Origin of the sequence: Massilia terrae (genome assembly GCF_024753145.1) — a bacterium.
In the GTDB taxonomy this organism is placed as follows: domain Bacteria; phylum Pseudomonadota; class Gammaproteobacteria; order Burkholderiales; family Burkholderiaceae_D; genus Telluria; species Telluria terrae.
Map to the genome: position 1 here is coordinate 513864 of NZ_JANUGU010000002.1, position 20325 is coordinate 534188.

Below are 20325 nucleotides of genomic sequence, written 5' to 3' on the forward strand. Positions count from 1 at the left end.
GGGACGACGGTTTTTTGCTAACTAAGAAGGCGCCAGCGGTATTCGATTACTCGAATTTTTGACGGGGCTTTTTGCCGACGGGCTTTTCGTTCAGGCGCCGCTGGGCGCCGTTCTTCGCCGGGCCACCTTTCTTGACTTCAGGCGGTTCGCCATCGCGCGTGATGTTCAAGGTCTGTCCCGCGACCCACACCTTCTTCAGGTGCGCGATCAGATCATTGGGCAGGTCTGCCGGCAGGTCCAGCATCGTGTAATCGTCATAGATCTCGATGCGGCCGATGAACTTCGCATCGATCCCCGCCTCGTTCGCGATCGCGCCGACGATATTGCCCGGCTTGACGCCGTGGAAGCGGCCGACTTCGATCCGGTACGTTCCCATGCCCTGCTCCGGCGTGTGCGCGACGCGCTCGCGCTTGTAGCCCGGCGCCGCTTCGCCGCGCGGTGCGCGCTGGTTGCGTTCCTCCCAGGTCGGCTGCGGGCTGGCGTCGCGTTCCGGCTTTTCCAGCAGCAGCGGCTCGTCGCCGCGCGCCAGCTTTGCCAGCGCCGACGCGATGTCTACCGCCGGCACATTGTGCTCGCGCTCGTATTCCTCGATCAGCGAACGGAACACGTCCAGGCCGCCGGCCGCCAGCGTCTCGGTGATCTGGTCCTTGAAGCGCGCGATGCGCACCTCGTTCACCGCCTTCACGGTCGGCAGCGACAGCGGCGATACCGGCTGGCGCGTGGCGCGTTCGATCGCCTTCAGCAGCCCGCGCTCGCGCGGCGTGACGAACAGGATCGCCTGCCCGCTGCGTCCCGCACGGCCGGTGCGGCCGATGCGGTGGGTGTAGCTCTCGGGGTCCGATGGCACGTCGTAGTTGATCACGTGGCTGATGCGCTCCACGTCCAGCCCGCGCGCGGCGACGTCGGTCGCGACCAGGATGTCGATCTTGCCGCTCTTGAGCTGTTCGATGGTGCGCTCGCGCTGCTGCTGCGCCATGTCGCCATTGATGGCGGCGGCCGCGAAGCCGCGCGCCTGCAGCCTGGATGCCAGCTCCTCGGTACCGAGCTTGGTGCGGGCAAAGATGATCATGCCGTCGAACGGCTCCGCTTCCAGGATGCGGGTCAGCGCTTCGAGCTTCTGCAGGCCGGCCACCAGCCAGTAGCGCTGGGTGATGTTGGCGGCGGTGGTGGTCTTGGCGGCCACCGTCACTTCCTGCGGATCGCGCAGGTAGGTGCGCGCGATGCGCTTGATCTGCGGCGGCATGGTGGCCGAGAACAGCGCGGTCTGGCGCTCCTGCGGGGTCTGCTGCAGGATTTGCTCGACCTCGTCGATGAAGCCCATGCGCAGCATCTCGTCGGCCTCGTCCAGCACCAGCGTCTTCAGCTGCGACAGGTCGAGCGAGCCTTTTTCGATGTGATCGATGATGCGGCCCGGCGTGCCGACCACCACATGGACGCCGCGGCGCAGCGCCGACAGCTGCGGGCCGTAGGCCTGGCCGCCGTAGATCGGCATCACATGGAAGCCCTTCACGTGCGAGGCGTAGGTCTGGAAGGCCTCGGCCACCTGGATCGCCAGCTCGCGCGTCGGCGCCAGCACCAGCGCCTGCGGCGTGGCCTTCTTCAGGTCGAGCGTTGCGACGATCGGCAGCGCGAAGGCAGCGGTCTTGCCGGTGCCGGTCTGCGCCTGGCCCAGCACGTCGCGTCCCTCCAGCAGCAAGGGAATGGTGGCCGCCTGGATCGGCGATGGCGCCTCGTAACCGAGTTCCTTCAGCGATTTCAGTACGGGCGCGGGCAGCTCAAGGTCTGCGAACGTGAGGGAGGTGTCTGACATGATGTGCTTCTTGTTGCGAAAAGATCGACATCTTACTCGCTTCTGGCGCTATGTGAGGCCGCTTTCGTGGCCACCTCCCCCTCAAACACTTACATCACATTCGACGGACAATACTGTTTCACATACTCCGCATGATCCGGCATCACGTTCACGCACTGCTCCACCACGTGCGCCACGCTGCCCATGTACTCCTCGATGCCGCCCTCGCTCTGCACGTCGACCAGCGGGTGATAGCTCTCCGGGTACAGGTTCTGCCCCGTGAACACCTGCATCCACGCGACTTCGGTGAACAGCTCGTTGTTGTAGCGCTGGATCCGGCCGTGGGTGCGGAACAGGTCCATCTTCTCGCGCAGCGTGCCAGGAATGTCCATGGCCGCGCAGGCCTGCCAGAACGCGGCATCGTCGCGCTGGTTCAGCTTGTAGTGCAGGATGATGAAGTCGCGGATCCGCTCGTACTGGAAGCGCGACAGCGCGTTGAAGGCGTCGATGTCCTTCTGGCTGAAGCCCTGGTCCGGGAAGAAGTCGAGCACCATCGACACCGCCGCCTGCACCATGTGGATGCTGGTCGATTCGATCGGCTCCAGGAAGCCCGAGGCCAGGCCGATCGCGATCACGTTCTTGTTCCAGCTCTTCTTGCGCATGCCGGTCTTGAAGCGGATCGGGCGCGGGTCGGCCAGCGGCCTGCCGTCCAGGTTCGACAGCAGCACGGCGGTCGCCTCGTCGTCGCTGATGTACTGGCTGCAATAGACGTGGCCGTTGCCGATGCGGTTCTGCAGCGGGATGCGCCACTGCCAGCCCGATTTGTGCGCGGTGGCGCGCGTGTACGGCGTCCACACCGGCACCGATTCGCAGGGCACCGCCATCGCGCGGTCGCACGGCAGCCAGTGGGTCCAGTCTTCGAAGCCGGTTTGCAGGGTCTGTTCGATCAGCAGGCCACGGAAGCCCGAGCAGTCGATGAACAGTTCGCCCTCGATGCGCCGGCCGCTCTCCAGCACCACCGCGTCGACGTGGCCGTCGGATGGACGCTGGCTCACTTGGGTGATCTTGCCCTCGATGCGCTCGACGCCGCGGCCCTCGGACAGCTTGCGCAGGTGGCGCGCATACAGGCTGGCGTCGAAATGGTAGGCGTAGGTGATCTCGGCCAGCGGCGAATTCGGAAGATCCGTCCGCGGGTGCATGAACTTGTTGGCGCGCGAAGCGGAGCGCATGATCGAGTAGTCGGCCAGGTCGCGCGCCTTGCCCAGCGCGCGCATCTTGTGGAAGTACTGCTCGAAGCCGACCATCCACAGGTCCTGGCCGAGGCGGCCGAAGCCGTGCATGTAGCGGTCGCCGTTCTTGCCCCAATTGACGAATTCGACGCCGAGCTTGAAGGTGCCGTTGGTGGCCTTCATGAACTCGACCTCGTCGATCCCGGCCACGTGGTTGAAGCGCTGGATCATCGGGATCGTGGCCTCGCCGACGCCGACGATGCCGATTTCGTCCGACTCGACCAGGCGGATCTTGTAGCGCCCGCGCAGCGCGGTGGACAAGGCGGTGGCGGTCATCCAGCCGGCGGTGCCGCCGCCGACGATCACGATGGTGTTCAGTGGTTGCATGTGATGCCTCGCAAAAAACACAACCCCTGCAGACCTAGGCCAGCAGGGGTTGTCGTTGCCGTTAGTCAGCTACAGGATAACTCAGAACTTGTAGCTTGCCTGCAGTCCATAGACGCGGCCGAACTTGATGTTCTCCACCACGTTGCTCGGATCAGCTGCGTAGCGCACGAACGGGGCGTTGGTCCAGTTCTGCACGGTGCCGATGATCGACAGGCCTTTCAGGGCGCCGCTGCTGAATTCGTAGCCGGCCTGGAAGTCCACGGTCGTGCTCGCCTTGATGAAGGTGAGCTGCTCGTTGTCCTGGAAGTCGCTGACCGAACCCAGGAAGTTGCCGCGGTGACGCGCCGCGACCGATGCCTGGAAGCCGTGTGCCTCATAGAACAGGCGGGCGTTGGTCACCTGGCGCGACAGGCCCGGCAGCGGGATGGTCGAGACGCCGCCGGTGTCTTCCACGGTCAGGCCGGTGGTCAGCAGGTTCACCGACGACAGGGTCACCGAGTGGTTGACCGCCAGGCCAAAGCCGTTCAGGTAGGACGAGAACATGCCGAACGGCAGCGACGCGGACAGCTCGATACCGTGGATGTTGCCGCCAGTACCGTTCTCCGGCGTGGTCAGGATACCCACGGTCGAGCCCTTGTTCGGGCCGCTCGCCGGCAGCGGGGTCTTGGCCGACAGCAGGCCCAGGGTGGCGAAGTCGACGACCTTCGGCACGGTCAGGATGTAGGTGTCGAGCTTCTTGTAGAACGCTGCGGCAGCGACATAGCCCTTGGCGCCGTTGACGGTGAAGTACTTCTCCCACGACAGGTCCAGCGCCTTGGCGCGGAACGGCTCCAGGTTCGGGTTACCCGCGCCGCCCGACAGGATGGCGCCGCCCGGTGCGCTCGAATTCAGCGAGACGCCGCCGCCCGGACGCATATCGCTCATCTTGCCGCGCGACAGGGTCTTGGCCAGGCCGAAACGGAACACCTGGTCATACGGCAGCTCGAACACGAGGTTCATGCTCGGCAGGAAGTCGTTGTACTTATGCTCGCCGTTGATGGTGTAGGCCGGGCAAGGCTTGCCGGCGGAACCGGCGCAGTTGCTGGTATCGACCACGAAGCCTTGCGAGCTCTGCTTGGTGCGGATGTACTGGCCGCCGAAGTTGCCGCGGTAGGTCAGGCCAAACAGTTCGCCATCGAGGTTGCCCATCGCGTACAGCGTGGAGACCTTTTCCGACACCGCCCAGTTCTTGTCGGTCTGGATCGGCTGGTCGACCTTCGGCAGCAGCGCGTAGATGGTGCCCAGCGAACCCTGCGGATCCCATGCGACGACCGGCAGGCCCGACTGCGGGGTCACGACGACGCCGGTGCCCGGCACGGCGGCGGAGCCGTAAGGATTGCCACCCGGGATGATCAGGTTGCCTTCGTTCTGGTCGCGCGACTTGTCGCGGTTGGTCTGGTTGAAGCCGAACTCGACCGAGCTGACCGGGCCCCACTCGACATCATGCTTGGCCGACAGGCGGCCCGACTTCACCTTGTCGGTGGTCACGCCGATCGCGACGTAGCCCGCTTGCGGATTGCCGGTCAGGCCGCCGCCCCAGCCGTCCTGGTCGGTCAGCACGACCTGGTTGCGGTCGGAGTAGTTGATCGACGAGGTGTAGGTCGGCGACAGATTGCTCTTGCCGTCGAAGCCGGTCCACGAGATGGTGCCCAGGTTGGTGGCGTTGCCCGGCTGGCCGGCGGTGGTTTCGTAGCGGCTCGAATCGTGCGTCACCTTGGAGCCGGCGACGTCGCCGGTGAAGGTCCAGCCGCTGTTGCGGTACTGGCTGTTCAGGCCCCACGAATCCAGGGTGTCCTTGATGTCGTCGACGTGGTTGCGGGCGTCGCCCTTGAAGTTCGAGCAGGTGCCGGCGGTGGCCACGCCATTCACGATGGTGGCGTTGCTCAGCACGCCGGACGGGTCGTACGGGCCGGTGCTGCCGCAGATCGCGCCTTCCAGGCCGGTCAGCTTGATGTGGTCCTGGTTCTTGGAGTGGAACAGGTCGACGGTGGTCAGGAAGTCCTTGTTCGGGCGGAACTGCAGGATGCCCATCACGCCTTGCTGCTTCTTCGGAATGCGCTGGATGTCGGTCTTGAAGCCGCCCGGCACGATCACGTTCTGGCCGTTGTACAGCGGAGCGCCGGCGTCGGTCAGCTTCGGCGTCCAGCCACCCCAGCCGTCCATCTGCGACTGTTCCGCGCCGCTGTCGGTGAACTTGACGGCGCCGAGGGCCAGGCCGATGGTGCGGTCGGCGAACTGGTCGATATAGGTCAGCGAGGAGCGGTAGCCGCTGCCGGTGGCCTGCTCGCCGTTGTGCATGCCGGTCTTCTCGCGCTTGTAGCTGGCGGCCATGGTGCGCTTGGCGAAGTCCAGCGGCATCACGGTGCGCTGGTCGATGGTCGAGGCGATGCCCTGGCCCACCAGCGATGCGTCCGGCGACTTATAAATGGTGATCGAACCGAGCATCTCGGCCGGGTACAGGTCGAACTGCACGCCGCGGCTGTCGCCCGACGATGCCTGCTCGCGGCCGTTCAACAGCGCGCCGTTGAAGTCCGGCGACAGGCCGCGCACGCTGATGTCCGACGCGCGGCCGGTGTTCTTGTTGCGCTGCGCGGTCACGCCGGCCAGGCGCGAGATCGACTCGGCCACGGTGGCGTCAGGCAGCTTGCCGATGTCTTCGGCCGAAATGGCCTCGACGATCGAGTTGGAATTCTTCTTGATCGAGATCGCCGCTTCGATACCGCGGCGGATGCCGGTCACGGTGACTTTGGCGATCGGCTGGCCGTTCGAATCCAGCGCTTGCGGCGCGGTGTCGGTTTGCGGCGCAGCGGTCGTGGCGGTAGCGGTGCTGTCTTGTGCGTACACGTTGGCGCTCATCGCCAGGAATACCGCACAGCCGGCAGCGACCGGGCTCAGCTTGAATACAAGCTTGCCGTCGACGGTGGCGACGCGCTTGCTTTTTAGAATTTTCATTTGTCCCCTCAAATTCATCAGAAACGGATTATTTTCCCGAAACTACAGCCGGCGCGGCCAACAACACGGGAGCCCGATGCAAACGTCAATTTCAACGCTCGCACCGATTCTGTACTAAAACTAGATCCACTGTCAACGCGACATGTTCTCAGATAACATCGCACGTGTTAATTGTGGCACACGCCTCTAGGGGACAGTTGGAGAAGCGTTGTATTCCAGCTACAATGAGCCGTATTCGATCATGTAGTCGTACTACAAATCGTGCGTTTTGCCACAAAAGTATGCATGTACGCCAAGATGGTGCATGGTGAACGGGAGACATTGATGTTTTGCATACACAAAAACCTGGCCGGCCTCGCGCTGGCGTTCGTCTTTACCACTGTCCAGGCCGCTCCCACGCCGGCCATCGACCACCTCGAACCGCCGTTCTGGTGGGCGGGTATGCATGACAAGAATCTGCAGCTGATGGTCCACGGCGAGCGCATCGCCGAGCTGGAACCGAAGCTGGCCTATCCCGGCGTGCGGATCGCGTCAGTGACGCGGGTGGCCAACCACAATTACCTGTTCATCGACCTGGTGGTGGAGCCGGATGCGAAGCCGGGCAGCTTCGTTATCGATTTCAGCGGCGCGGGCCGCGACAAGGTGCGCTACACCTACCGCCTGCTGCCGCGCGCGCCCGGCTCGGCCCAGCGCCAGGGCTTCAGCGGCGCGGACGCGATCTACCAAGTGATGCCGGACCGCTTCGCCAACGGCGATCCGTCCAACGACAGCGTGCCGGCGCTGGCCGACAAGGCCAAGCGCGGCAGCGGCTTCGGCCGCCACGGCGGCGACATCCAGGGCATCATCGAGCATCTCGACTACATCGCGGGCCTGGGCTTTACCCAGCTGTGGCCGACGCCGCTGGTCGAGAACGACATGCCGCAGGCGTCGTATCACGGCTACGCGGCCACAGACCACTACAAGATCGACCCGCGCTACGGCAGCAACGACGACTACCTGCGCCTGTCGCGCGAGGCGCGCAAGCATGGCATCGGCCTGATCCAGGACGTGGTGTTGAACCATATCGGCGCCGGGCACTGGTGGATGAAGGACCTGCCCTCCCCGGACTGGATCAATTACGGTGGCAAGTTTGTGGCGACCCGCCACCACCGCGTCGCGGTGCAGGACAAGTACGCGTCGCAGGAAGACGCGGATAACTTCACGCGCGGCTGGTTCAGCGAGGGGATGCCGGACCTGAACCAGTCCGACCCGATGGTGGCCAACTACCTTATACAGAACAGCATCTGGTGGATCGAATACGCCGGGCTGTCGGGCCTGCGCATCGATACCTTCAGCTATTCCGACGGCCGCTTCCTGAGCGAGTACACGCGCCGCCTGATGGCCGAGTATCCGCACCTGAACATGGTGGGCGAGGAATGGAGCATGCTGCCGCCGGTGGTCTCGCACTGGCAGCGCGGCAAAATCAACTTCGACGGCTACGCCACGTCGATGCCGAGCATGATGGATTTCCCGCTGACCGACGCGATGCGCACCGCGCTGTCGGGAACCAAGGAAATCTACGATACCTTCAACGACGTGTACGAGACGCTGTCGCTGGACTATCTGTATCCGGATCCGTCCAAGCTCGTTCTGTTCGACGGCAACCACGACATGCCGCGCATGTTCAGCGTGGTCGGCGAGGACGTCGACAAATGGAAGATGGACCTGGTGTTCGTCATGACGATGCCGCGCATCCCGCAATTCTATGGCGGCGACGAGATCCTGATGACGAGCACCACCAAGGGCCGCGACGATTCCAGCTATCGCCAGGACTTCCCGGGCGGCTGGGCGGGCGACAAGGTCAATGCCTTCACCGGAGCGAACCTCCCGCCACGCCAGCGCGAGGCGCAGCAATTCGTGCGCAAGCTGGTCAACTGGCGCCGCACCGCGAACGTGATCCACCACGGGAAGCTGATGCACTATGCGCCCGAGAACAATACCTATGTTTACTTCCGCTACGACGACCATGACAAGGTGCTGGTCGCGCTGAACGCAGGCGACAAGGAGACGGCGCTGCCGGTTGCGCGCTTCCACGAGATGCTGTCCGGTGTGGCTTCGGGCGTCGATGTCCTGAGCGGGAAGGCGTATGACCTGTCGCGCACGCTGACATTGGCGCCGAAATCGTCCGTGATCTTGAAGCTGAAAGCCGCGCCATGAAGCGCAGCGTGATAGCGCTCGCTCTGGCCGCGTGCCTGCCTGTGCAGGCGGCCGACGTGCCGGGCGTCGATGCCTTGTTCGACCAGATGGCGATCGCGGTGCCGGCGGGGCAGGTGTCTCGCTTCGTCGCCGGCGACAATCTCGCCGGCTACTACGAGGGCTTCACGCACAGCCAGGGCAAGGGCGAAGGCTATGTCTTCAAGAGCGGCACCATCTGGCGCGACTACGCGGGGCTGGTCGACGGCGCCGCGCAGGACCGCGCACAGGCGTCCGAACAGGTGCTGCCGTACGGGCACCGCCTGCGCTTCGCCAGCGGCGCGACCGAGGAGATGGCGGTGCTGTCGAAGCAGCAGGCGCTGGCGATCACCATCGCCAGCCCGGCTGCGGCGCAACTCGCGGTGCGGCCCCTGCTCTCTACTGCGGGCGCCGTCGAGGATCGCGGCGGGGTGCTGGTCGTGGCGCCCGGCGTTGGCGCTACGCTGTTCATGGCGCTGGCGGCGGACCAGCCTGTGACTTTCGACGCACTCACTATCCAGAGCGCCACCAAGGCGCGCAAGCTGACCGTCGTGGCCGCGTTTGCATCTTCCGCCGACGAGGCTGTGCGGCGCGCTGCAGCGCTGGCGCACGGTGATCCGATCGGCGACGAGAAGCGCAAGCTGCACCGCATCCTCACGCGCAGCTGGCTGCAGACCAGCGACGCGCAGTACAACCGGGCGCTCAACTGGGCCAAGGCCGCCTCGCACCTGTTCGTGGTCGAGGAATACGGCGCCGGCATCTGGGCCGGCCTGCCATGGTTCCGCGAGAACTGGGGCCGCGACACCTTCATCGCCCTGCCCGGCACGCTGCTGGTGTCTGGCCAGTTCGAGGAGGCGCGCGCGGTGCTGTCCAATTTCGCGCGCTACCAGAACCTGGCCGAGCCGCACGGGCTGGAGTACGGCCGCATCCCCAACCGCGTGAAGCCCGGCGAAATCATCTACAACACGGTGGATGGCACGCCGTGGATGCTGCGCGAGGCGCTCGAATATGTGCGCTACACGGGCGACCGCGAGTTCGCGGCACAGATGTACAAGCTGGCCGTACCCTACTTCGACGGCGCGATCGCGAACTACCTCGACAGCGACGGCCTGTTGAAGCACGACTCGGCCGACACCTGGATGGACGCCCGCATCGAAGGCAAAGAGCCGTGGTCGGCGCGCGGGCCGAAGGCGGTCGAGATCCAGGCCCTGTGGTACACGGCGCTGCAGTCCGGCGCGTGGTTTGCGCGGCAGGCCGGCGACGAACAGCATGCCCGCGAGTGGGATGCACTGGCGCACAAGGCGCAGGCGGGCTTCCTGCGCAAATTCTGGGACGGCCGCACGATGGCCGACCGACTGCGCGCGGACGGCAGCCGCGACACCAGGCTGCGCCCGAACCAGCTGATGCTCGACTCGATCCCCTTCGGCGACTTCGTGCCGCCAAACGTGCAGGCCGTGGTGCTGAAGAATGCGGTCGGTGGCCTGCTCTACCCCTACGGCATCGCATCGCTGGGTCAGGACGAGGCCTACTTCCATCCGCGCCACGAGAACCCGGCTTACCATCACAAGGACGCCGCCTACCACCAGGGCACGGTGTGGGGCTGGAACGCGGGCTTCACCGTCACCGCGCTCGACAAGTTCGGCTACCAGGACCTCGCGTTCCGGCTCAGCCAGAACCTGGGCGAGCAGATCCTCCACCTCGGCACGCTCGGCAATATGAGCGAGCTGCTGGACGCGCTGCCGCATGAGGGCGGCAAACTCAAGCCGTCCGGCACCTTCGCGCAGTCGTGGAGCGTGGCTGAATTCGCGCGCAACGGCTACCAGGATTATGTCGGCTTCCGTCCTGACCTGGTCGAGGGCGTGCTCGCATTCACGCCGGCGATTCCGCACGCGTGGAGCAGCTTCTCGGCGGTGCTGCCGTTCGGCCGGGACGAGTCGCTGTCGGTGGAGTTTGCGCGCAGCGGCAGCAAGCAGCGCTGGGTCTTTTCACTGTCGTCGCCGAAGCCGTACCGGATCAGCATCGCGCAGCTGGCTGGGGACAAGAGCCGGCATCGGCAAGCCGTGGAAGTCACACCGGGGCATCCTGTCGCCGTGGAGTTCGACGAAGACAAGCCGGCCGGCGTGAAGGTGCAGGCATCGTACTCGGCACAGATCGGCGAGCTGCGCTTCGTGACGCCGAAGTTCTATCGCCCCGAGGACTTCCCAATGCTGCGAGGGAAGGATGTCCTGAAGGGCATCATCGAACGAAGCGAATATCGTTAAAGCCCCCGTCGTCCCGGCGCAGGCCGAGACCCATGCTGACTTCCCGAAGTCGCAAGCGGCCTATGGGTCCCGGCCTCCGCCGGGACGACGGTTTTAAGTGTAGAGGTACTGAACATGAACGTATCACGCTGGCTGCTTGGTGCGGCCCTCATCTGCGGGACGGCGATGGCCGCGGGACCAGCCGAACTTTATGTGCGCGGCGGTTTCAATGGCTGGGGCATCGACAACCCGCTGGTCGCTCAGGGCAGCGGCGTGTACCAGGCCGACATCCTGCTCAGTCCCGGCTACCACCCGTTCAAGGTCGGCAGCCGCGACTGGAGCGCGGAATGGGTGATCGATCCCGCCGCCAGCGTGAACGTCGCCGCTGGCACGGCCTACCGCATGGACACCCATCCCGGGCCGGAAGACTATCTGTTCGTGAAGCAGACCGCGACCTGGCGCTTCACCGTCGACGCCAGCGACCCGGCCGCGCCCAAGCTGTCCGTGACGCGGCTGGAGACGCCCGCCGCCACCGCAAGCACCGATCCGCACGCGGGCGCGCAGGCCGCCTCCGAGCTCCGTTTCCGGACGTGGGACGGCAAGCAGGAAGCTGCCCGCTTCTCCACAGACGATGCAGCCGCAACGCTTCGCAGCTACACCCAGTCGACCACCATGCAGCTGCGCGACACCGGCCCGCAGTTCGTGCGCTACCGCGAATCGGCCGACCTGCCGCGCGTGCGCAGCGGGAACCTCGCCTTCGACGCCCTGTTCGCGCTGGCAGGCAGCGAGATGCGGCAGGACTCGGTGCACGAGATCAGGGACGGCAATTACAACGGCGGCGCCGCAATCCCGTGCGAGTGCTTCGAGACTGGCGAGAAGTGGCACTACGTGTGGACGCGCGACCTGTCCTACGCCGCCGACCTTGGCCTGGCGATGCTCGACCCTCAGCGCGTGCGCAATTCACTGCTGTTCAAGCTGTCCGGCTGGCGCAGCGGCATCTCCAAACCTGCGCGAGCGGCCGGAACGGATGACGGCCTGCAGATCGTGCAGGACACCGGCAGCGGCGGCAGCTGGCCGGTGAGCACCGACCGCATCGCATGGGCCTACGCGGCGGAAGATGTGCTGCGCACCTTGCCGCCAGCCGAATGCGCCACCTTCGCCGCGACCGCGCTGAAGGCCTTGTCCAACACCGTCGAGAACGACCGCATCGCCGCCTTCGACGCGGCTACCGGCTTGTACACGGGCGAGGAGTCCTTCCTCGACTGGCGCGACCAGAGCTACGCGGCGTGGATCCCGAACCACCTGTCGTGGATGGCCAGCTCGAAAGCACTATCGACCAACGTCGGCCACTACAAGGCGCTGACGCTGGCAGCGCAACTGGCGCGCGAATCGGGCGATGCCGCCCGCGCTTCCCGCTACGAGGGCTGGGCCAAAGCGCTCAAGCTTGCGATCAACAAGCAGCTATGGCTTGAAGACGAAGGCATGTACAGCAGCCTCACCGCCGGCCACTTCGATGGCGCGCCGATGCACAAGTTCGACTGGCTCGGACAGGCGCTGGCGATCGATACCGGCATCGCCGACGCGGCCCGCGCGCACAGCATCCTCGCCCACTACCCGCACGGCCCGATGGGCGCGCCGGTGATCTGGCCGCAGCAGCAGGGCATGCCGGTCTATCACAACCGCGCGATCTGGCCCTTCGTCACCGCCTATGGCCTGCGCGCGGCGGCCCGCACCGGCAATGTGAGCGTGGCCGATGCCGCCTACGACACCCTGGTGCGTGGCGCCGCGCTCAACCTGTCGAACATGGAAAACCTGGAATGGCTGAGCGGCCAGCCGCTGCTGCTGGACGAGGCGCATCCAACCCTGATCGGCCCCGTCATCAGCTCGCGGCGTCAGCTGTGGTCCGTCGGCGCCTATCTCGGCATGGTGATCGAGGACGTGTTTGGCGTGACCCCGGCCGCAACCGGCATCGAGCTCAAGCCCTTTGTCACGGCCAGGCTGCGGCGCGAGGCATTCGCGGGATCGAACGATGCCGTGCTGGAGAACCTGCGCTTGCGGGGCAAACGGATCACCGTCCACCTGCACCTGCCCGCAGCGACCGAAGCGGACGGCTACTACCGGATCGGCGGCGTAAAACTGAATGGCGCCGCCGCGAATACGGCGATCGCCTGGCCGGCGCTGAAGGACGACAACCGCATCGACATCGAACTTTCCACGCTGGCGAAGGGCGAGCAGTCGATCCGCCGTGTGAACGCCAATCCGTACGAGGAATCGCCGGCCGTGTTTGGCCCACGCGAACCGGCGATCACTACGCTGGAGCGCGCCGGCGCGCGCGTCGTCCTTGGTTTCGACGGCGGCCCGGCGATCAATGTCTACCGCGACGGCAAGCGCGTAGCGAGCGGAGTATCAGGCTCGCAATGGACCGATAATCACGCCGGCCCGGCATCGTGCTACGCCGTGGAAGCCACCTACCCCAACGGCAACCGCAGCCACCACAGCATGCCGCGCTGCCTGGACAAGGGCATCGAGGTCGCGGTAACCGATCCGCGCGTGCGGTCGAACGTGGCGCTGGCCCAGTCCAGCGAGCGCTTCCCGCTGCCGCACCTGGGCGGCTGGGGCAAGCCGGACGACCGCTTCGGCGTCGATGCGGTGAGCGTCGCGCAGCCCGGCCGCTACGCGGTGCAGGTCCGGTATCACAACGGCGCGAACCAGATCAACCTGGGTATCAGCGGCGGCGTCAAATGGCTGGCGGTGAAGGACCAGCGTGGCCGCGTGGTCGCGCAAGGCGTGGTGCAGCTGCCGCATGCGCCGATCGCGAAACAGGATACGCCGACCGCACTGTCGACGCCCTTGTACGCGCGGCTGAAGCCGGGCAGCTACCGCCTGGCGCTGTCGGACTTCTTCAATATGGGCTACCTGCAAAGTAACAGCAGCTTCAGCGCCGCCGGCGGCGTCGAGGGTCCGTCGAACCGCTTCGATATCTATGGCGTGCGCCTGCAGCGACTGCCCTAAGCGATCAGGCCGCGGCGCTGCTGCTGTTGTTGAGGAGGGCGATGTAGAAATTCGTGCCGGTGTCGTCCGGCGTCAGGTGCATCACGCACTTGAAGCGCAGCCCGAGCTTCTGCAGCAGCGCGTTGGACGCCACATTGTCCGGCGAGGTGATGCCAGCCAGCCGCTCGATACCGAGTTCGCGCGCGTGCTCCACCGTGGCGCGCGCCGCTTCGTAGGCATAGCCGGCGCCGCGGTACTCCGGCAGGAACGCGTAGCCGATGTCGACGTCGACCAGGGTCTCGCGCTTGATCAGGCCGCACATGCCGATCGGGACGCCGCTGTCCTTCAGCTCCACCACGTACATCGAATGCCCGTAGCGGCCCTGCATCGCTACCGGCCCGTCCGCGATGTAGCGGCGCGAGTCGTCCAGCGTGCGCACGCCGCGGTCACCGATGTTCTCGATGAATGCCGGGTCGTTCAGCAGCGCGAGATGGAATTCGACGTCGGCGTCGTCCAGCGTGATGGTGCGCAGCCGCAGCCGCGCGGTCTCTACGATGTTCATTCCTGTCCTGTCCGGGGAGGTGATCCCGCGATTCTATAGCATCGCGGAGGTTCAGAGGCCAATCTTGAAGCTCGCCTCGCCGGGCCGCCCCGGCAGCTTCAGGCGCGCCCGCGCGGGCGGCGATTCGGCCACCACCTGCCCGCGCCGGATCACGGCCCGGCGCGCCGCGCGCAGCCGGATCGCCTCGACCGGACTGCCGGCGTCGAGCAGCACGAGGTCCGCATTGCAGCCGGGCGCGATGCCGTAGCCTTCCAGCCCCAGGATGCGCGCGGGCGTCTCCGTCACCGCCAGGAAGCACTGGCGCATCGCCTCCTGCCCGGTCATCTGCGCCACATGCAATCCCATATGCGCCACTTCGAGCATGTCGCCCGAGCCCAGGCCGTACCAGGGGTCGAGCACGCAGTCGTGGCCGAACGCCACCGGCACGCCGGCCGCCAGCAGCTCGGGCACGCGGGTCATGCCGCGCCGCTTGGGATAGCTGTCGTGCCGGCCCTGCAGCGTGATATTGATCAGCGGGTTGGCGATGGCGGCCATGCCGCTCTCCGCCATCAGCGGCAGCAGCTTGCTGACGTAGTAGTTGTCCATCGAATGCATCGAGGTCAGGTGCGATCCGGCCACCCTGCCCTGCAGCCCGAGGCGCTGGGTTTCGCAGGCCAGCGTTTCGACATGGCGCGACAGCGGGTCGTCGGTCTCGTCGCAATGCATGTCCACCCGCAGGCCCTTGTCGGCGGCGAACTCGCACAGGATGCGCACCGATTCCGCGCCCTGCGCCATCGTACGCTCGAAGTGCGGGATGCCGCCCACCACGTCCACGCCCATCGCGATCGCGCGCTTCAGGTTATCGAGGGCCGAAGGACTCCTGAGCAGCCCGTCCTGCGGAAAGGCGACCAGTTGCAGGTCGAGGTAGGGCGCGACGCGGCGCTTCACGTCGAGCAGCGCTTCCACCGCCAGCAAGCGGTCGTCGCACACGTCCACGTGCGAACGGATCGCCAGCAGGCCGCGCGCCACCGCCCAGTCGCAGTAGCGCAGCGCGCGCTCGACCAGCGCGTCCTGCGTGAGCTGCGGCTTGAGCTCACCCCATAGCGCGATCCCTTCGAGCAGGGTGCCGGACGCGTTCACGCGCGGCTGGCCGTAACTGAGCGCGGAGTCCATGTGGAAGTGGGCGTCGACGAAGGGCGGCGAGACCAGGTCGCCGCCGGCGTCGATCTCGGACCGTCCGCGCGCTTCCAGCCGCGTCTCAAGCGCGGCGATGCGCCCGTCCCTGATGCCGATGTCGATGCCATGCCGCCCATCGGGCAGGGTCGCGTTGCGAATCACGAGGTCCATCTTGCGCTCCGGTTGGTTCCGATAGGCCATTGTAAGCACGACAACACCCCGCCAGGAACACAAAACAAATGTTGCGCCGCAAGATTTGATTGCAAGAAGACGACAAATCGTGCTTTTCAAGCCACGAAAACATCGATACACTAGAAAATATTGCAGCGCATCATAACCTTACGACGAGGAACTTATGATTTCACTCCCTGAACAGTTCTCCGCAGCACGCAAGGCCCAGGTCGACAGCCAGATCGAGTTCATGCGCGCGCTGACGGCGCGGGCGGTCGCCACCGCCGAGCAGGTGCTGGCCCTGAACATCAACGCCTCGCGCGAATCCGTCACCCGCACCGCCAACACGGTGCGCCAGCTGTGCGCGATCACCGATCCGCGCGACCTGTTCACGCTGGGCGCGCAAACCCAGGAACAGCTGTCGTCGCTGTACAACTACGGGCGCGAACTGTTCAACATCGCGGCCGATGCGCGCCTGGACCTGGGCCGCCGCATCGCCGCACACGCCGCGCCGCAGCCGCAGGCCAAACCGGCGCAAGCCGTGGCGCCCGCAGCGGAGCCGGCGGCCGCACAGGCCAGCGCGCCGGCAGCCGAAGCCGCGCCGGAAACCGTCGCCCCTGTGGTGGAAGAGGAGCAGCCGGAAGTCGCGCAGACCCAGCCCGCACCGCCGCGCGCCAAGGCCAAGCCGATCGCGCGCGCAGTCGGCAAGGTGGTCTACGCTCCCGCCGAGCTGCCGCATCCGTCCGCCGCACCGATCATCGAGGAAGTGGGCACGACTTCCGAAGGCGTGATCGAAGTGAAGCCGCGCCAGCCGCGCGCAGCGAAAGCACAACGCAAGAAGTAGCACGGCACAGGCCTGCGCGGCCGTGTCAAAAATAGTAAATTAGCGGGCTTCGGCCCGCTTTCTTTTTTTACGGGCCACCCAGACAAGGAAGAACAATGAGTCTAGCAAGGCTGGTCGGCGGCTTCGTGCGCCGCCACTGGCGGAACTACGTGTCGTCGGCGTTCATGCTATTCGGCGTGGCCGCGTGCACGGTCTGGATCCCGCGCAAGGTAGGCGCGATGATCGATGGCCTGGCCGCGCACCGCATGACCAACCATGACCTGCTGGTCGAGATCGCGCAACTGCTCGCGCTCGGCCTGGCCATCTATGTGCTGCGGGTCGGCTGGCGCGTCGTGTTGTACTCGGCCGCCTACCGGCTCGGCGTCGAGCTGCGCACCCGCCTGTACACGCGCCTGGCGGCCCAGGGCCCGGCGTTCTACCAGCGCCAGCGCACCGGCGACCTGATGGCGCTCGCCACCAACGACATCGACGCGATCGAGATGGCGGCCGGCGAGGCGATGCTGGCCGGCTTCGACGGCTCGCTGACGCTGGTGATGGTCCTCGGGATCATGGTGCTGGGCGTGGACTGGCGCCTGACGCTGGTGGCACTGCTGCCCTTCCCGCTGATGGCGCTGGCCTTCTGGTACATTTCGGGCCACATCCACACCGCGTCCAGCGATTCGCTCAAGCGCTTCTCCGCGCTGAACGACCACGTGCAGGAGACCCTGTCCGGCGTGCGCACCCTGCGCGCGCTGGGCCTGGAGCAGCGCAGCGCCAGCCAGTTCGGCGAACTGGCCGCGCGCGCTTCCGACGCCAGCCTCACCGCGCAGAAATGGGAAGCGGCCTACGAACCGGCGGTCGGCCTGACCCTGACCGCGGCCAGCGCCCTCACGCTGGGCCTGGGCGGCTACCTGGTCTGGAACAGCCAGCTCACCATCGGTTCGCTGACCAGCTTCAGCATGTACCTCGGCCAGCTGATCTGGCCGATGTTCGCGGCCGGCTGGGTGCTGTCGCTGATCCAGCGCGGCAAGGCGGCGCTGGCGCGCGTGCAGCCGATGCTGGACGCGCCGCTCACCGTCGCCGACGAAGGCACGCTCGACCAGGTCGGGCGCGGCGCGCTGGTGCTGTCGAACGTGCGCTTTGCCTACGGCGACGGCGGCAAGCCCGCGCTCGACCACCTGTCGCTGGCGCTCGAGCCGGGCAAGACGCTCGGCCTGGTGGGCGCCACCGGCGCCGGCAAGTCGACCCTGCTGCGCGTGCTGCTGCGCCAGGCCACGCCGCAGCAAGGCATGGTGAGCTGGGGCGGCCACAAGCTCGACGAGTACCGCCTCTCGGCGTTGCGCTCCGCGATCAGCTGGGTGCCGCAGGAGTCCTTCCTGTTCTCGGCCAGCATCGCCGACAACATCGCGCTGGGCCGCCCCTCGGCATCGCGCGCGGAGATCGAACACGCGGCGCAGATGGCCGCGATCCACGACGACATCCTGCGCTTCCCGCAGGGCTACGACACCCCGGTCGGCGAAAAGGGCATCACCCTGTCGGGCGGCCAGCGCCAGCGGGTCGCGATCGCGCGCTCGCTGCTGGCGGAAAGCTCGCTGCTGCTGCTCGACGACGCGCTGTCGGCGGTGGACACCGGCACCGAGACCCGCATCCTCGAGCACCTGGCCGAAGTGCGCCGCACGCGCCCCGAACTGGCCGCGATCATCGCCAGCCACCGCTTGTCGGGCGTGGTCAACGCCGACCAGATCGTGGTGCTCAAGGATGGCCGGATCGTCGAATCGGGCACCCACGAACAACTGCTCGCGCTGGATGGCTGGTATGCCAGCCAGTGGCGCTATCAACAACTGGAGGCCAGCCTCGATGCAACCTGAAACCTCGTCCGGCCAGGTCCGCCGCCAGGCCGGGCAAGCCGCGCACCTGCTGCGCCGCGCCGCCTGGCCCGACCGCGCGCACCTGTGGTGGGCGGTCCTGTGGCTGGTCATCGCCGCCGGCCTCGAAGTGCTCGGCCCCCTGCTCGGCAAGAAGCTGATCGACGAGCACCTGCTGCCGCACCGGCTGGACTGGCCGCGCATGGCGCTGCTGCTGGGCGGCGTGCTGGTGTTCGGCTGGAGCGCGTCGTGGCTGCGCTACCTGCAGCTGGTGCGCCTGTCCGGCCTTGCGATGCGCTCGGTGCAGCGGCTGCGGGAGTGGGTCTATGGCCACGTGCTGCGGCTGCCGATGGCCTTCTTCGACCGCGCCATCACCGGCCAGCTGGTCAGCCGCGTCACCAACGATACCGAAGCGGTCAAGACGCTGTACATCCAGGTCCTGTTCGTGATCCTCGACAGCGGCATCGTCCTGGTCGGCACGACGGCGGCGATGGCCTGGCTGGACTGGCGCCTGATGCTGATCGTGCTGGCGCTGGTGCCGGCGGTGCTGGGCATCGTGTGGCTGTACCAGCGCCTGTCGGCGCCGGCCGTGACGCGGGCGCGCGCGCTGCGCAGCGACATCAACGGCCAGATGGCCGAGTCGATCGGCGGCATGAGCGTGCTGCAGGCGAATAATGCGCAGGAGCGCTTCGGCGCGCGCTTCGCCACCACCAACCGCGCCCACTACAAGGCGCGCCTGTCCGAGCTGCGCGCCAACGCCCTGCTGCTGCGTCCCGCGCTCGACTTCCTCAACGTGGTGCTGCTGGCGGTGGTCATCTTCAGCTTCGGCCAGCGCAGCATGAACGCGGTGGAAGTCGGCGTGCTGTATGCCTTCATCAGCTACATCGCGCGCGTGGTCGAGCCGCTGATCCAGATCACGATGCAGTTCAGCGGCCTGCAGCAGGCGGTGGTCGCGACCTCGCGCGTGGCGGCGTTGCTGGAGGAGGCGAACGCGCCGGAACACGCAGCCGCCCAGGCCGCGCCGGCCCGCGCCGCCAGCAGGGAAGGCGTGCCGGCGGTGCGCGTCGAGCACCTCACTTTCGGCTACGTGCCGGGCACGCCGGTGCTGCACGACCTGTCGCTGGAGATCCCGCAGGGCGCCTTCTTCGGCATCGTCGGCCACACCGGCAGCGGCAAGTCGACCCTGCTGTCGCTGATGCTGCGCTACTACGCGCCGGAGCGCGGCCGCATCGAGATCCATGGCGAAGCGCTGGCCGCGATCGGCAACGAGCGCTTCCGCGCCGAGGTCGGGCTGGTGCCGCAGGATCCATTCTTGCTGGCCGCGTCGGCGCGCGAGAACATCGACATGGGCCGCGGCCTGCCGCGCGCGCGCATCGAGGAAGCGGCGCGCGCGGCCCACGCGCACGGCTTCATCGCGGCGCTCGAACAGGGCTACGACACGCCGCTCGGCGAAGGCGGCTCGCGCCTGTCCACCGGCCAGAAGCAGCTGATCGCGATCGCCCGCGCGCTGGCCGGCCGGCCCCGCATCCTGCTGCTGGACGAAGCGACCTCGCACATCGACAGCCAGACCGAACAGATCGTGCAGCAGGCGCTGGACGAGTTGCGCGGCAAGGTGACCATCATCGCCATCGCGCACCGCCTGTCGACTATCCGCGACGCCGACCGCATCATCGTGCTGAACCACGGCCGCATCGCGGAAACCGGCTCGCACGAGGCGCTGATGCGGATCGAGGGCGGCCTGTACCAGCGGCTCTACCTGCTGCAGCAACTTGCCCTATAACTTGCAATTTTTGATACATTAGTTGTTTTTATACCTTATTTTTTGAAAAGATCAATTTCCTCTTTGCAACAAAGTTATAATCGGTAGACGAGCTTGCCCACGGCTTGCGGGCGCTCGCCACTCAGATGAGG

The 20325-nt window shown here is 66.4% G+C and carries 11 protein-coding genes; 6 read left to right on the forward strand and 5 right to left on the reverse strand.

The genetic code is table 11. The annotated features are described in order from the left end of the window. Positions 1 to 46: 46 nt before the first annotated feature. From NX778_RS09595 to NX778_RS09605, 3 genes are all read right to left on the reverse strand, one after another. A complete protein-coding gene (locus NX778_RS09595; RefSeq protein WP_258811501.1) occupies positions 47 to 1810 on the reverse strand; it encodes a DEAD/DEAH box helicase in 1764 nt (587 codons plus the stop codon). Between the two features lie 89 nt (positions 1811 to 1899). Beyond that, the gene (locus NX778_RS09600) at positions 1900 to 3405 is read right to left on the reverse strand and encodes a tryptophan halogenase family protein (protein ID WP_258811502.1); all 1506 of its coding nucleotides are present in this window, start codon (positions 3403 to 3405) and stop codon (positions 1900 to 1902) included. Positions 3406 to 3486: 81 nt separating this feature from the next. Further along, positions 3487 to 6396 (reverse strand): TonB-dependent receptor, encoded by a 2910-nt coding sequence (locus NX778_RS09605; protein WP_258811503.1) that lies wholly within the window; start codon positions 6394 to 6396, stop codon positions 3487 to 3489. 324 nt (positions 6397 to 6720) lie between these two features. On the opposite strand from NX778_RS09605, the gene NX778_RS09610 reads away from it, so the two are divergent. The 3 genes from NX778_RS09610 to NX778_RS09620 all read left to right on the forward strand — a co-directional run bounded on the left by NX778_RS09610 (position 6721) and on the right by NX778_RS09620 (position 13859). Beyond that, positions 6721 to 8592 carry a glycoside hydrolase family 13 protein gene (locus tag NX778_RS09610; protein WP_258811504.1) on the forward strand — a complete coding sequence of 624 codons (1872 nt, stop codon included), beginning with the start codon at positions 6721 to 6723 and terminating at the stop codon, positions 8590 to 8592. An 8-nt stretch (positions 8593 to 8600) separates the two neighbouring features. Further along, complete coding sequence (locus NX778_RS09615; RefSeq protein ID WP_258811505.1) at positions 8601 to 10868, forward strand: amylo-alpha-1,6-glucosidase; 2268 nt, start codon at positions 8601 to 8603, stop codon at positions 10866 to 10868. Positions 10869 to 10982: 114 nt separating this feature from the next. Then, positions 10983 to 13859, forward strand: coding sequence for an esterase (locus tag NX778_RS09620; RefSeq protein WP_258811506.1), 2877 nt, complete (start codon positions 10983 to 10985; stop codon positions 13857 to 13859). Between the two features lie 4 nt (positions 13860 to 13863). On the opposite strand, the gene NX778_RS09625 is transcribed toward NX778_RS09620, so the two are convergent. Together NX778_RS09625 and NX778_RS09630 are read right to left on the reverse strand one after the other, a co-directional pair. Next, positions 13864 to 14400, reverse strand: a complete 537-nt coding sequence (locus tag NX778_RS09625; RefSeq protein ID WP_258811507.1) for a GNAT family N-acetyltransferase — start codon at positions 14398 to 14400, stop codon at positions 13864 to 13866. Positions 14401 to 14451: 51 nt separating this feature from the next. Next, complete coding sequence (locus NX778_RS09630; RefSeq protein ID WP_258811508.1) at positions 14452 to 15726, reverse strand: amidohydrolase family protein; 1275 nt, start codon at positions 15724 to 15726, stop codon at positions 14452 to 14454. 184 nt (positions 15727 to 15910) lie between these two features. Here NX778_RS09630 and NX778_RS09635 point away from each other — a divergent pair, with 184 nt between their 5' ends. From NX778_RS09635 to NX778_RS09645, 3 genes are all read left to right on the forward strand, one after another. Next, complete coding sequence (locus NX778_RS09635) at positions 15911 to 16570, forward strand: phasin family protein (RefSeq protein ID WP_258811509.1); 660 nt, start codon at positions 15911 to 15913, stop codon at positions 16568 to 16570. 95 nt (positions 16571 to 16665) lie between these two features. Beyond that, complete coding sequence (locus NX778_RS09640) at positions 16666 to 18417, forward strand: ABC transporter ATP-binding protein (RefSeq protein ID WP_258811510.1); 1752 nt, start codon at positions 16666 to 16668, stop codon at positions 18415 to 18417. Continuing rightward, on the forward strand, positions 18407 to 20194 hold the full coding sequence (locus NX778_RS09645; RefSeq protein ID WP_258811511.1) for an ABC transporter ATP-binding protein: 1788 nt from the start codon (positions 18407 to 18409) through the stop codon (positions 20192 to 20194). Before NX778_RS09640 ends, NX778_RS09645 begins: the two co-directional genes overlap by 11 nt. The last annotated feature ends 131 nt before the right edge of the window (positions 20195 to 20325 follow it).

Excerpts from the sequence above, each read along its gene's own strand:
- NX778_RS09595 (WP_258811501.1), bottom strand. The coding sequence starts at position 1,810 with ATGTCAGACACCTCCCTCACGTTCGCAGACCTTGAGCTGCCCGCGCCC.
- NX778_RS09600 (WP_258811502.1), bottom strand. The coding sequence starts at position 3,405 with ATGCAACCACTGAACACCATCGTGATCGTCGGCGGCGGCACCGCCGGC.
- NX778_RS09605 (WP_258811503.1), bottom strand. The coding sequence starts at position 6,396 with ATGAAAATTCTAAAAAGCAAGCGCGTCGCCACCGTCGACGGCAAGCTT.
- NX778_RS09610 (WP_258811504.1), top strand. The coding sequence starts at position 6,721 with ATGTTTTGCATACACAAAAACCTGGCCGGCCTCGCGCTGGCGTTCGTC.
- NX778_RS09620 (WP_258811506.1), top strand. The coding sequence starts at position 10,983 with ATGAACGTATCACGCTGGCTGCTTGGTGCGGCCCTCATCTGCGGGACG.
- NX778_RS09625 (WP_258811507.1), bottom strand. The coding sequence starts at position 14,400 with ATGAACATCGTAGAGACCGCGCGGCTGCGGCTGCGCACCATCACGCTG.
- NX778_RS09630 (WP_258811508.1), bottom strand. The coding sequence starts at position 15,726 with ATGGACCTCGTGATTCGCAACGCGACCCTGCCCGATGGGCGGCATGGC.
- NX778_RS09635 (WP_258811509.1), top strand. The coding sequence starts at position 15,911 with ATGATTTCACTCCCTGAACAGTTCTCCGCAGCACGCAAGGCCCAGGTC.
- NX778_RS09640 (WP_258811510.1), top strand. The coding sequence starts at position 16,666 with ATGAGTCTAGCAAGGCTGGTCGGCGGCTTCGTGCGCCGCCACTGGCGG.
- NX778_RS09645 (WP_258811511.1), top strand. The coding sequence starts at position 18,407 with ATGCAACCTGAAACCTCGTCCGGCCAGGTCCGCCGCCAGGCCGGGCAA.